The sequence below is a fragment of the Enterococcus sp. AZ119 genome, from assembly GCF_050546175.1.
GTDB classification, from domain to species: Bacteria; Bacillota; Bacilli; order Lactobacillales; family Enterococcaceae; genus Enterococcus; species Enterococcus faecalis.
Map to the genome: position 1 here is coordinate 288,377 of NZ_CP172951.1, position 13,542 is coordinate 301,918.

Here is a 13,542-nt window from a genome sequence, read left to right on the forward strand (position 1 = left end):
CATTTTGAGCTTTTTTTGATAAAGGTAAAGCTAGGAAGGTGAAAATATGATTAATTTATCCTGTTTTAGCTATGATTCTCTATTGAAAAGTTTATTTTCAGTTTATTTTTGGTCGATTTTCCTTGATATATATAGAATCTTCAGGAAATGCTCCTATCTGTTTAAAATTCGGAATTTCAGAAATTATTCTTTTTTGCTAAACTAGTTATAACTGGTTAGTAAAAAGAAGTATTGGACGAATAGCGCTGAAACAAGTGAATGATCCAAAGTATAAAGAAAAATGAAACCGATACCACAAGACAAGACTGTTGCTGAAAATGGTAAGTGATCATTCTGCTAAGTTTAGTGTCTTAATGTTTAGTTAACTAAGAATTGTTGGATTGTTCTTTAGAAAGAAGGGACAATATGAAGCGAAGTAAATGGAAAGAATTGATAGTAACGGGCATCTGCCATATATTAGTATTCCCCATACTAATACAGACAACTGTTTTTGCAGAAACATTACCAAGTACAAAACAAGTAAGAGAAGGAACCAATCATTCATTAACAGCAGAAAAAGCCGAAAGTGAACAACCACAGACAAAGGATAAACTACATGATGAAGAACCACTAGCATTGCCAAAAAGTGAGTTAATCGATAATGAGGCTAATGTTACAAGTCAAACGATTAGAGAAAGAATTGAGACGCCTAACCTAACTTATCGTTATGGATTTATTAATGAAGAGGGGCAGCCAGTAAACGCCAATGAGATCCTTCTACAGTATCATAGTTGGCAAGGCAATTCCCCAAATGGCATAAATGTGTGGGAAGGTGAAAGTCAACCAGTGACAGCATCTACAGTGGCTAATTTAAAAGAAGTGGTAATTCCAAGTGAGAAAGTAGCCGTCTATTCCGACATGTCAACGGTGCTTGCAGCGAGTAATCAAACAATTTTTTTACCAAGATATTATACTTCTTTAAGCTTATACAATAAGAAAGGGGAAATTGATCCCAATTTTCCGCTGCCAACTATTTCCGACGCATCAGGAAACCAATATCCAACAACAATTTCGCAATTTGAATTGGAAAAAATGTCTGCACAACAATATAGTCAGAAAACAGGAGTAACGTTTAACATTAGCGAGAGTCAAAAACTAATCGTTCCTTTGTACAACCAAGTGAAGGTTGATTCATCGAATCAATCTGGGCTATTGAATTACTTTAAATTTTCAGGGCCGGTCTATTATCATGTTACCAATCGCAAAGTGACAGAACATTTTGTGGATACTCAAGGGAAACCAATCCCTCCACCACCGGGGTTTAGACAAGGAAAGCAAACACTTATTGAGCGTGACCCTTACGCATTTAAACAGAACGGCCTTTTGCCAAGTAGCTATGAAATCGACTCAAAAACATATCAATTTCAAGGATGGTATAAAGGGAAAACGAAACCTGAAAATTTAGAAAAAAGCGTAACGCCCAGTTATGATATTACCTATGATGACAATGATGATTTAACTGTTGTCTATAAGGAGATACCTCAAAAAAATTATACATTTGAGGATGTCAATGGTGTTGAAATTGCACCACCATCTGATTTTATTCAGGATCACCAACAACCAATAACTACGGATGGCTTTCGCTATTTAGCTGGAAAAAACTGCCACAACAATACAGCGTTAACGGTAAAACTTATTTATATCAAGGTTGGTATCAAGATAAAACAAAACAAGAGAGCTTAGAAAAAACGAAGCGCCCCATAAACTCCCCTGTTTTTAATGAAATGAACGCTATTACAGCAGTATATAAGGAAATAACTGCAAAAGCTGAAATGCAAATAGAAGGACTAGTCAAAGTCATGCCAAGTGGTTATATACAAATTTGGCAGATTATGCTTACAAATGTGGGAGAAGTACCGTTAAAAAAAATAAACTTAAAGCCAGCAAGTGGTTGGTCACCAGGTCTAGCACGGCCAATCCAAGTCACGATTCGTGTTGGATCTGAACCAAACAAAATTGTTCCTATTACTGATGAAAATTGGCGAGTTGGCATTGCTTTAAATACGGAAGTGCCTATTGGTCAGACAGCAACTATTATGATGACAACAATTGCTACAGGTGAACCAGATCAAGTGTTACAAGCGGCTGTTGAAATGAATGGGAATTTTTCTGCTGTTCACGCAGCTGATACTGTCAGAATCCAACCTAAAAATCAAGAAATTGTGGCACCAGATGAGGAAGGTTTTATCAGCACACCAACTTTTGATTTTGGTAAAGTCGCCATTTCTAGCAACACGCAGCAACATGGTTTAAAGCAGGCAGCAGATTATTATGAAAATGGTCAGGAAAATCCATATTTACGTTTGAAAAAATCACAACCCAATTGGGCACTAACTGCAGAACTATCCCCCTTTGAAGGAAGAGTGGATCAACTATCATCAATGACAAAGTTATTGTTAGGAACAACCAATGTTTCAGGTTTTATTCAGTACAATCAACCAACGGAAACTAAAGTTGCTCTTGGCAAAACAACCGCTATTCAATTAGTTGCCAACGGTGTAGCTAGCCATATTGTTGCCAATGGTCAGTTTGACGAAAGTGATGTTTATCAATTTGATTTTTCTTTTGATCAAATCAAATTAGAAATTCCAGCAAATCAAGGTAGAAAAGATCAAACTTATCAAGCAATGGTGACTTGGAATTTAGTGACAGGCCCATAAGTCCATAAAAAATAAGTTGAATAGTTTGATCAAAAACATTGCATAGAAATAATAAAAGGCGGCTCAACGAAGCGGCCTTTTTCTTGGTTCATTACCAAAGTATAACGAATTTTGTAACAAAAACGTTTGCTAAAAAGAAGGAAAAATGATTAATTTTACGAAAAAAAGCATATATCGACAAAAAAGAAGCAAAATTTGAATAAAAAAAGAAAAAATATGAAAAAAAATCGAAGAATTGTTTAACAATTGAAAACACGTGAAAACCAGTCATGACAAGGCGTAAAAGCCTTACAAAAGGTAAGTTTACCTATTATGGAGAAAGAACGAGTGATCTGAAATGTTTTTGTAACATTTCTATTGCTTAATTGAAATATGGGTGTGGTAGAATGTTTTTGTCGTAAGAAAAGATTAAGATATTTTAAATAAACTTTAGAAATTAATTCGGAGGAATGACAAGTGAAGAAACGTCTATTTGCATCAGTATTACTATGTTCATTAACGCTATCAGCAATTGCTACCCCAAGCATCGCTTTGGCGGACAATGTTGATAAAAAAATTGAAGAAAAAAATCAAGAAATTTCATCATTAAAAGCAAAACAAGGGGATTTAGCTTCACAAGTATCTTCTTTAGAAGCAGAAGTATCTTCAGTATTTGATGAAAGCATGGCTTTACGTGAACAAAAGCAAACACTAAAAGCAAAATCAGAACAATTACAACAAGAAATTACAAACTTGAATCAACGTATTGAAAAACGTAACGAAGCAATCAAAAATCAAGCACGTGATGTTCAAGTTAATGGACAAAGCACAACAATGCTAGATGCAGTTTTAGATGCGGACTCAGTTGCAGATGCAATCAGCCGTGTTCAAGCTGTTTCAACAATCGTAAGTGCCAACAACGACTTAATGCAACAACAAAAAGAAGATAAACAAGCCGTTGTTGATAAAAAAGCTGAAAACGAGAAAAAAATGAAACAACTTGAAGCAACAGAAGCTGAATTAGAAACAAAACGTCAAGATTTACTTTCTAAACAATCTGAATTAAACGTAATGAAAGCTTCATTAGCATTAGAACAATCATCAGCTGAAAGTTCTAAAGCTGGCTTAGAAAAACAAAAAGCAGCTGCTGAAGCAGAGCAAGCACGCTTAGCTGCTGAACAAAAAGCTGCCGCTGAAAAAGCTAAACAAGCTGCTGCAAAACCAGTTCAAGCTAAAGCTGAAGTAAAAGCAGAAGCACCAGTTGCCTCTTCTTCAACAACAGAAGCGCAAGCACCAGCAAGCTCAAGCTCAGCAACTGAATCAAGCACGCAACAAACAACTGAAACAACTACACCAAGTACAGATAATAGTGCAACAGAAAATACTGGCTCTTCTTCATCAGAACAACCAGTACAACCTACAACACCAAGTGATAATGGAAATAATGGTGGCCAAACTGGTGGTGGAACAGTTACACCACCAACACCAGAACCAGAGCAACCAACACCAGCGCCTTCTGCTGATCCAACAATCAATGCATTGAATGTTCTACGTCAATCATTAGGTTTACGTCCAGTAGTGTGGGATGCAGGCTTAGCAGCTTCTGCAACTGCTCGTGCAGCACAAGTTGAAGCAGGCGGTATTCCAAATGATCACTGGTCTCGTGGAGATGAAGTTATCGCAATTATGTGGGCGCCAGGTAACTCAGTAATCATGGCGTGGTACAATGAAACAAACATGGTAACAGCTTCAGGAAGCGGTCACCGTGATTGGGAAATTAACCCAGGTATTACACGTGTCGGTTTTGGTTACTCAGGTAGCACAATCGTAGGACACTCAGCCTAATCAGCAATGATAAAAATAGACGTAAGCAGCTTCTGAAAAGAAGCTGCTTTTTTCATTACTATTTCATCCATCTCCGTTGACAAATTTGCTAAACGTGGTATTCTAATTATAATCTAATAATTTCCGTTGAATAGGAAAGTAAATACAAGACAGCTGGTAGAGAGACTTTGGTTGGTGAAAAAAGTTAGATGTCTGTATCGAAAAATGGCCTAGGAGGAATTTTTGTCGAAACGTAGGCAAAAACGTAATGTCTTTCGTTAACAAGACCGCTGATTATGATTGTCAGTTGAAGGGAAAGAGTCATCTTTCCGAAAAAAGGTGGTACCGCGATAATAATCGCCCTTTTACTAGTTACGGCTAGTAAAAGGGCGTTTTTTTATAAATAAAAATAGGAAAGAGTGAGGCAAATGAGTAGTCAGATTCCTTTTACAGTTGATCATGTGGGAAGTTTTTTACGTCCGGAAACAATTAAGAAAGCACGGAAAAAGGTCCAAGCAGGTGCTTTATCTCAAGCAGAGCTACGTCTTATTGAAGATGAGGAAATCAAAGCATTAGTAGCAAAACAAAAAGCTGGCGGTTTACGGGGAATCACAGATGGTGAATTTCGTCGCGGTTTTTGGCATATTGATTTCTTAGAAGGATTAAATGGTGTGACAGGCTATATCCCAGAAACGGGGTATAACCAAACCTTTCATGGAAAAGCAGCTCCGGCCTATAATATCCGCGTAGTGGATAAAATATCTTTTCCTACGCAACATCCATTTTTAGAGGACTTTTCATTTTTAAAAGAGGTGGTGGAAGTTGGTGATGGCACGATAGCCAAAGCAACGATCCCTAGTCCGACCATGATTTTACGTCAAGAAATTTTATCTAACGATGGCACCTCGCGCATTCAAACAATTTATCCAGAGATTGGTGCTTTTTATAAGGATTTAGCACAAACATATAAAGATGCAATTGCGAACTTTTACGAGAGAGGTTGCCGTTATTTGCAATTTGATGATACAAATTGGGCGTTTCTAGCGGATCAGACAAAACAAGAAGAATTACGAGCAAAAGGAATACAGCCAGAGGAAATTGCACAAGTGTGCACCACGATTATTAATGAAGCCTTAGCTGGCAAGCCAGAAGATTTAACTGTAACCACACACATTTGCCGTGGGAACCATGCTTCGTCTTGGTTATTTTCAGGTGGTTATGAACCGATAGCAAAAGAATTATTTGCTACGAATTATGATGGTTTCTTCTTGGAATATGACTCAGATCGTGCAGGGGACTTTTCACCATTAAGACATTGGCAAAATAATGGCAGCAAAGTCGTTTTAGGTTTAGTTACTTCTAAGTTTCCTGAATTAGAAGAGACTGAACAAGTGAAAGCACGAATTGAAGAAGCCCAACAGTTTGTTCCTTTAGAAAACTTAAGTATTAGTCCGCAATGCGGTTTTGCTTCGACGGAAGAAGGAAATCGTTTGACGGAGAAAGAACAATGGCGCAAAGTTCAATTACTTCAAGAAATTGCTAGAGAAGTATGGTAAAAAAACTGGGACATAAGTCTAAACGGCTTATGTCCCAGTTTTTTCATTGTATTATTTTAAATATTGATCTTTAGTAAAATTCGTGTGTTCATACTCGCCGTTGTCACCATAAAAGCGGTTATAGCGTTGTTTGAATTTGCGGAATAAATAAATGACTGTCACTTTAACTAGGCAATACATTGGAATCCCAAAAATAACGCCCATTAAACCAAACAGTTCACCCATAACTAACAAGACAAGTAAAATAGTAATCGGATGGACTTTTAATTTATCGCCCATCACACGAGGAATAACAAAATCACCATGAATCAATTGGATGGCAAACCAGACGATAACAAATTTAACTACCATAAATGTGGAATCCTGAAAGGCAATAATCAATCCAGGAATAAAGGCAATAAATGGCCCGATATAAGGAATAATACATAAAATACCCGCAGCTAAAGCTAAAATGCTACCAAATTGTAAACCAATTAATAGAAAAGCTGGCCAATACATAATCCCTAAAACCAACGAAGCAATGACTTGACCTTTTAGATAATCGCCAATTTGAATGTTGGCAATTTGGCTATATTCATCAAAATCAGGACGAAAAGCTGGGGGAATGATGCCTTTTACAAAGCGATAAAACTTTTCTTTGTCTTTTAAAAGGAAAAAGGCGATGATAGGTCCTGTAAACAAGGTTAGGAAAGTAGAAGAGACTGCAGAAAAGACGCTTCCCAGACCTTGTGCGCCTGTTTGTAGGTAATCCCCTGCAAAGTCTTTAAAGGAGTTTGCAAGTTTGCCCCAGAGCTGATTAATCGACTCATTAGCAGATTCTAAATCTTTTGCAAAAGGTGTTTTAGCCATAAATTCTTGTACTGTTTGGAGCGTGCTTTTCCAAAAACTTGGGAATTGTTTGATTAATTCTTCCGTTTGGTCTTGGATAATTGGGAAAAGTTGCAGTCCAGCTAACACTAGTAATGCAATAATTAAGACATAGAGAATCGCAATCGCCCAAACACGGGGAATTTTTTTCTCAAGGCGTTTCACCATTGGATTAAGCAAATAAAATAGAATAATACCAAAAAGTACCGGGCCTAAGACGGCACTAAAAATAACAAAAATTGGTTTAAAGATAAATGAAACAGTGTTGAATAAAAAGATAGTTACAGCAATTAGACAAAGGATAGTTAATGTGTAAAGTAAATTTTTCCCACCTAAAAAGCGGATCCACTTGGTACTTTCTTTATCCATAAGTTGCTCCTTTCGTTAAGCTTTATTTCTAAAATGACCAATAATTTCAATGACACCCATGAAAATCAGGATAAATCCAAAGACTTGCATCAAAACTAAGAGACTTTTGAAGGGATTAAAAACTAAAACGGCTCCAGCGATTAAAACCAGAATACTGTAGATAAGCGCGCCTGTTTGACGAGTATTTAAAGCAAAAGTCAATTGAACGAGGCCGTTTATAACAATGCTAATCCCTAATAAAAACGGCAGAATCGAAACAATCACCGGTGCAAAAAATAAAAAGGCTACTGCTAAGACGACAAAGATTAAACCTGTTACGAAACCAAGTCCCCAGCTACCCGTTTGTTTTTTTATTTTGTAGTCATCATAAATATTAATTAACCCTAAAAGCATCAAATAACCAGCAATTAAATAACCGACGAACTGGAAGAAAGCACCGGGATTAAAGACAATGGCACTTCCGATAACGATAAAGACGGCGTCGCGCAATAGGGTATGGCGCCGAAAATTTTCTCTAAAAGTTTGGAACATAAAAATCCTCCTCAATGTTATTGTTTCTTTTATTCTAGCGGAAAAAAGAAAAAAGTGCGAGTGGTAGCTCTAAAAAGTGTTGGAAACTGTGTCTTTAGAAAAAATAACATTAAAAATTAAAAAAGTCTTACAAATGAGCGAAAATTGGCATATAATGGAAAGTGAAATTTTATTTTAAGAAGGAGAGATTTGATGGATTTATTACCTTTATTAGGCGTATTGATCGTCATTGTCGGCTTCGCATTGAAATTTGATGCTATCTTGATTGTGATGGTTGCTTTAATAGTGACGGCTTTTACTGGCGGACTTGGTTTGACATCGATGCTAGAAACACTAGGAACAACCTTTGTGAATAATCGAGGAATGGCTATCTTTATTATTATTATGTTAGCAACAGGAACTTTAGAAAGAAATGGCTTGAAAGAGTCAGCGGCTACGTTGATTAAACGATTCAAAAAGGTATCTGCTGGTGTGATTATTGACATTTATGGTGTCTTTCGGATTATCTTCGCCGCTTTTAACGTAAGTTTCGGTGGGGTAGCAGGTTTTGTGCGTCCGATTATTTTGCCAATGGCGTTAGGAACAATTGAATCAAAAAATTTACCAATGGTGCCAGAGTATGAAGAAGAACTAAAAGGGATGGCTTCAGCCATGGAAAATATCTGTTGGTTCTTTGGTCAAGTTCTGTTTGTTGGTGGGGCTGGGGCATTACTTGTTCAATCAACATTAAAAGATTTAGGCTATGAAGTGACATTAGGTAAATTGGCTTTAGTGGAAGTACCAGTCGCCTTAGTTGCCTTAATTTCGGCAAGTATTTACTTTACTTTAAAAGAAAAAAGATTACGTAAAAAATATTATGGACAGGAGGGACTGAAATGAGTTTTTTCACAGATCCAAGTATTGATTTGAGTGCAAAGTTATTGGAAGTCCTTTATATTTTTATGGGGATTATCTTGTTATATACAAGTTTTCGTAGTTTTCGTGATAAAACCAATCAACATGCGTATGGGACTAGTTTATTCTGGGGAATCTTAGGGATCTTAATCGGTTTTGGTCGGTTTATCCCACCAGTTGCCTGTGGCGTACTTATTTTTGTGATGACAATTCCGGCAATTCTTCAAAAAGTGACAAAAGGAGAAAGTCGCTTACCTTCGAAAGAATACATGGAAAAAATGTCTCAAAAATTAGGAATGAAGATTTTTATTCCCGCACTAAGTATCGGGGTTTTTGCAATTCTTTTTGCCACATTGACTACTTTAGGAGCTTTAGTCGGTGTCGGTGTTGGTGTCTTTGTAGCGATTTTCATCATGATGTTCTTTTCTAAAAATAATACGCCGAAAGTATTTTTTGATGATGCGGCGGAAATGTTAGAAACAGTCGGTCCTCTTAGTACGTTGCCAATGCTATTAGCTTGTTTAGGTGCTGTTTTTACTAGCGCTGGTGTTGGTGAGATTATTTCAAAAGGGGTTAGTGCCGTAGTACCAGCAGGAAATGTCAATGTAGGGATTATTATTTATGCTGTGGGAATGGTTATTTTTACGGCTATCATGGGCAATGCCTTTGCAGCAATAACCGTGATGACAGTCGGAATTGGTGTGCCGTTTGTCTTTTCTTTAGGTGCAGATCCCGCATTAGTTGGGATGGTTGCCTTAACATGTGGTTTTTGTGGTACACTGTTAACACCGATGGCTGCGAACTTTAATATCGTACCTGTAGCCATGTTGGAAATGAAAGATAAGTACGGCGTCATTAAAAATCAATTGCCGATTGCACTTTTCATGTTAATTTTCCAAATTGTTTATATGATTCTATTCAAATAAGAAAGGATGATCGAAATGAAAGTTGTCGTTACTGGCTTTGATCCATTTGGAGGAGAAGCAATCAATCCTGCCTTTGAAGCAGTCAAAAAATTACCTGCTGAAATTGCAGGAGCTGAAATTATTAAAGTTGAGGTGCCAACTGTTTTTGGCACTAGTGGTGAAAAAGTGGCTGAAGCAATTGAAACCCATCAACCAGATATGGTGATTTGTGTTGGACAAGCAGGCGGCCGCCAAACAGTCACTGTTGAAAAAGTGGCGATTAATTTAGCGGAAGCGCGTATCCCGGATAATGCAGGACAACAACCAAGCGATGTGCCGTTGGTTGAAGATGGAGCAACAGCCTATTTTACAAATTTACCGATTAAAGCGATGGTAAAAAATTGTCATGACCATCAATTACCTGCAGCGATTTCTTATACAGCAGGAACCTTTGTATGTAATGATATTATGTATCACTTACTACACTTAATTAACACTAAATATCCAACTATTCGTGGCGGATTTATTCATGTTCCGTTCCTACCAGAACAAACAATTGATAAACCAACGTTTGCTTCTATGTCATTAGAAGCAATCACAGATTCTTTGTTCTATATGATTGAAGCAGCAGTAAAAACGCAAGAAGATATTCAACTACAAGGTGGCACAACCCATTAATTAACAGGAGCGTGGAACAAAAATCACTTTGGATTTTTGTTCCACGCTCAAAAACTGATAAACGGCGGGAACAGAAGCAACTCCTTCGGAAATAAGCCGAAATTCTCCAAAAATTAAAGAACAATTTTCGGAAATTCCTTCTTATTTCTCGGAGTTAAACGCTGCTGTCCCGACCTCTTTCTATTTTTACAAAAAGAAAAAGTAATTTTTGTTGGTGTGTGAAAAAATTTTTTATGCTATTTTCGTTGACAAGTCGGTTTCTTCTTGGTATATTGAGATTCATAAATTATTAGCCCAGTAGGAAATAGATGTTTTGTTCAGAAAGTCGATGGTTGCTGCGAATCGATCAAGTCTATTTGTGAATTACACTAATAAGTAGTAACAATTACATAATACATAAGCGAGAAGCAAGTAAGCTTCTAATTAAGGTGGTACCGCGGAGAGATTCGTCCTTATTCTTTAAGGATGAATCTCTCTTTTTATGTAGCTTTAGGAGGCGTTTTCAATGAGTTGTGGAGGGGTTATTCGTTATCATAAGATCCTTTAATGTCAGAGTATTCAGAAAAAAGATTAGAGGAGAGTAACGAAATGAAAGAAAAACAGAAAAAGAAGACCGTGAGTGTTCGAGAAGCAAGTATCGTGTTATTAATTATTGTGGCAGCTATTGCAACAGGAGTAATTGGCTTAAAGATATCGCCAAATATTACTATTTTGTTTGTGATTGCATTGATTTTAGGCTACGCAATGTTTCGTAAAGTACCATTTGATCAAATGCATAAAGGGATTGTTGATGGCTTGAAGCCAGGAATTATTCCAATTTTTATTTTCATTTTAGTGGGGGCATTGATTGCCGTTTGGATTCAAGCAGGAATTATTCCAACGATTATGGTTTTTGGTTTTAAAATGATTAGTGTTAAATGGTTTGTGCCGTCAGTTTTTATTGTCTGTGCGATTGTCGGCAGTGCAGTAGGTAGTGCTTTTACAGTGATGTCAACAATTGGAATTGCCTTTTTCGGTATTGGCAGTACCTTAGGGTTAAATCCTGCTTTAGTTGTGGGGGCGATTGTTTCTGGTTCAGTTTTTGGTGATAAAATGTCACCTTTATCAGAATCAACAAACTTAGCCGCAGCGATTGTTGAAGCGGATTTGTTTAAACATATAAAAAACTTGATGTGGTCGACTGTACCAGCATTTATCGTCTCTTTAATCTTGTTTATGATTTTAGGACAAACGTACGCGAATACTAGTCTGACAGAAGTAGTTCAAGTTATTCAAGTATTGGAAGACCACTTTACCATTTCCATTTGGTCATTGTTACCATTAGCCTTAATGTTAATCTGTGCCTGGCGCAAAATTCCAGCGATTATCACGATTTTGTTGAACATTATTGTGGCAGTAATTATGATTATTATTCAAAATCCGAAAGTATCGTTGCAGGCATTAGGAAACACGTTGGAAAATGGGTTTGTTTCTCAAACGGGGAACGCACAAATTGATCAATTATTAAGTCGTGGCGGGATTATGAGTATGATGCCGACTGTGGCACTTATTATTCTAACGTTGTCTCTAGGTGGCTTATTAATGGAATTAGGATTGATTTCTGCGGTCATGGAAGTTGTTTCGCAGAAAATGAGCAGTACACCGAAATTGATTTTATCAACGTTATTAACAGGAATTGGCGTAAATATTTTTATTGGTGAACAATTCCTATCGGTTATTTTACCAGGGAATGCCTTTAAAGAAGTTTACAAAAAAGAAGGCTTGGATCCGACTGTTTTAGGCAGAACCTTGGAGGATGGTGGGACGGTTATTAACTACCTCATTCCTTGGGGGATTGCAGGTAGCTTCGTAGCGGGGACTTTTGGCGTACCAACGTTGACTTACTTACCATTTGTTTTCTTTAGCTTATTATCGCCTGTCTTCTCAATGGTCAGTGCATTTACTGGTTTAGGGATTAAGCGGTTATCAGTAGAACCTGTTACCGAAAAATAGGTTGATTAAAATAGAACAGTTGATGGGGAATACTGTAGTTTCTCCCTGTCAATTGTTCTATTTTTCTTGTAAAAAAGGTTGCATTTTTAGAAAGAAACAGTTATAGTTGACTAGTCAATTGTTGACGAGTCATCTTTTTAAGGAGGAAACTATGTCGTTATCATTACGGGAAGTCAGCCAATTATTATGTCAGTTAAAGGTATTAGATCAAAAAATTACCAAAGTTTTTGAAGAGCAAGTTGGCTTGAGTTTGACTCGTTATGAGTTGCTGATGATTTTAAAAGAACGTCAGCCGTGTCTTCAAACGGAGATTCAAGAACACTTAAAAATCGATAGTGGTGCGGTCACTCGCCATTTGAAAATTTTAGAAGAGAAACAGTATGTGACACGACAGCGAAATCCAGAAAATAATCGGGAAGTGCTAGTGCATTTAACAGAAAAAGCACAACAAGAACTACAGCAATGTACAGCCAAGCAACAAACGGTAACAGAAATTATTCCCAGTACATTTACAAAGGACGACTGTCGCCAGTTAAAAGAACTTTTGACAAAACTAGATCAAAGCATTACAACGAAAGAGGTATGATAGAATGACAACATATACAACGAATGATTTTTCAGAGATTGTTTTTGGCCGCAAATCGGTTCGGGTGTACGATGAAACCCATAAAATTTCTCATGAAGAAATGTTAACAATGATTCAAGAAGCGACCACTGCCCCTTCTTCTGTTAACATGCAGCCATGGCGTTTTGTCGTAGTGGAAAGTGAAGCAGGCAAAGAAAAATTAAAACCCTTAATTCGCTTTAATACGCGTCAAAATGAAACATCTTCTGCAATGCTCTTAATTTTTGGTGATCTAAACTGCCATGAACGAGGAGAGGAGATTTACAATCAAGCCTATGCTAGTGGTAAAATGCCTAAAGAAGTACGGGACCAACAATTAGCAGCCATTATTCCCCATTATGAAAGTTTAAGTAGAGAACAAATGAATGACATCGTAAAAATTGATGCGAGTTTAGCAGCTATGCAATTTATGTTAGTGGCACGAGCTCACGGATATGAAACAAATCCAATCGGTGGTTTTGAAGCGGAAAAATTAGCCGAAACATTTGGTTTAGATCAAGAGCGCTATGTCCCAGTAATGATTTTATCTGTGGGTAAGGGCATGGAAACTGGTTATGAATCTGTTCGTTTAGCACCAGAAAAAATCACGACATTTGAATAGGCAATAAAAAATGACGGCGTAC

General features: G+C 37.1%; 11 protein-coding genes, 1 pseudogene and 2 other annotated features. Of the genes and pseudogenes, 9 read left to right on the forward strand and 3 right to left on the reverse strand.

Going from position 1 to position 13,542, the window contains the following annotated elements; genetic code table 11:
- Positions 1-405: 405 nt before the first annotated feature.
- Positions 406-2,699: pseudogene (locus IGL37_RS01465) on the forward strand (WxL domain-containing protein).
- A gap of 91 nt (positions 2,700-2,790) precedes the next feature.
- Here the strand turns inward: IGL37_RS01465 and IGL37_RS01470 are convergent.
- On the reverse strand, positions 2,791-2,970 hold the full coding sequence (locus tag IGL37_RS01470) for a hypothetical protein (protein ID WP_033785756.1): 180 nt from the start codon (positions 2,968-2,970) through the stop codon (positions 2,791-2,793).
- 185 nt (positions 2,971-3,155) lie between these two features.
- Between IGL37_RS01470 and IGL37_RS01475 the strand changes: the two genes are divergently transcribed.
- Both IGL37_RS01475 and IGL37_RS01480 read left to right on the forward strand, forming a co-directional pair.
- Positions 3,156-4,523: a PcsB-like coiled-coil domain-containing protein gene (locus IGL37_RS01475; protein ID WP_002355258.1), complete on the forward strand. Its 1,368-nt coding sequence runs from the start codon at positions 3,156-3,158 to the stop codon at positions 4,521-4,523.
- Between the two features lie 117 nt (positions 4,524-4,640).
- Positions 4,641-4,870, forward strand: a binding site (T-box leader).
- 60 nt (positions 4,871-4,930) lie between these two features.
- Entirely contained in the window at positions 4,931-6,058 is a 1,128-nt protein-coding gene (locus IGL37_RS01480) for a 5-methyltetrahydropteroyltriglutamate--homocysteine S-methyltransferase (protein ID WP_033785757.1), read from the forward strand.
- Positions 6,059-6,109: 51 nt separating this feature from the next.
- On the opposite strand, the gene IGL37_RS01485 is transcribed toward IGL37_RS01480, so the two are convergent.
- Both IGL37_RS01485 and IGL37_RS01490 read right to left on the reverse strand, forming a co-directional pair.
- Positions 6,110-7,294 carry an AI-2E family transporter gene (locus tag IGL37_RS01485; protein WP_002355262.1) on the reverse strand — a complete coding sequence of 395 codons (1,185 nt, stop codon included), beginning with the start codon at positions 7,292-7,294 and terminating at the stop codon, positions 6,110-6,112.
- A 15-nt stretch (positions 7,295-7,309) separates the two neighbouring features.
- Positions 7,310-7,825, reverse strand: a complete 516-nt coding sequence (locus IGL37_RS01490) for an HdeD family acid-resistance protein (protein WP_002381189.1) — start codon at positions 7,823-7,825, stop codon at positions 7,310-7,312.
- A gap of 192 nt (positions 7,826-8,017) precedes the next feature.
- Between IGL37_RS01490 and IGL37_RS01495 the strand changes: the two genes are divergently transcribed.
- The 6 genes from IGL37_RS01495 (at position 8,018) to IGL37_RS01520 (ending at position 13,520) form a co-directional block, all read left to right on the forward strand.
- Entirely contained in the window at positions 8,018-8,704 is a 687-nt protein-coding gene (locus IGL37_RS01495; RefSeq protein WP_002355265.1) for a DUF969 domain-containing protein, read from the forward strand.
- Complete coding sequence (locus tag IGL37_RS01500; protein ID WP_002355267.1) at positions 8,701-9,645, forward strand: DUF979 domain-containing protein; 945 nt, start codon at positions 8,701-8,703, stop codon at positions 9,643-9,645. Before IGL37_RS01495 ends, IGL37_RS01500 begins: the two co-directional genes overlap by 4 nt.
- Before the next feature lie 15 nt (positions 9,646-9,660).
- Positions 9,661-10,302, forward strand: coding sequence for a pyroglutamyl-peptidase I (pcp, locus tag IGL37_RS01505; RefSeq protein ID WP_002355269.1), 642 nt, complete (start codon positions 9,661-9,663; stop codon positions 10,300-10,302).
- Between the two features lie 281 nt (positions 10,303-10,583).
- Positions 10,584-10,759, forward strand: a binding site (T-box leader).
- A gap of 89 nt (positions 10,760-10,848) precedes the next feature.
- Entirely contained in the window at positions 10,849-12,294 is a 1,446-nt protein-coding gene (gene nhaC, locus IGL37_RS01510; RefSeq protein WP_002385359.1) for a Na+/H+ antiporter NhaC, read from the forward strand.
- A 151-nt stretch (positions 12,295-12,445) separates the two neighbouring features.
- Positions 12,446-12,880 carry a MarR family winged helix-turn-helix transcriptional regulator gene (locus IGL37_RS01515; RefSeq protein ID WP_002362972.1) on the forward strand — a complete coding sequence of 145 codons (435 nt, stop codon included), beginning with the start codon at positions 12,446-12,448 and terminating at the stop codon, positions 12,878-12,880.
- A gap of 4 nt (positions 12,881-12,884) precedes the next feature.
- Positions 12,885-13,520 (forward strand): nitroreductase family protein, encoded by a 636-nt coding sequence (locus IGL37_RS01520; protein ID WP_002358386.1) that lies wholly within the window; start codon positions 12,885-12,887, stop codon positions 13,518-13,520.
- Positions 13,521-13,542 lie beyond the last annotated feature (22 nt).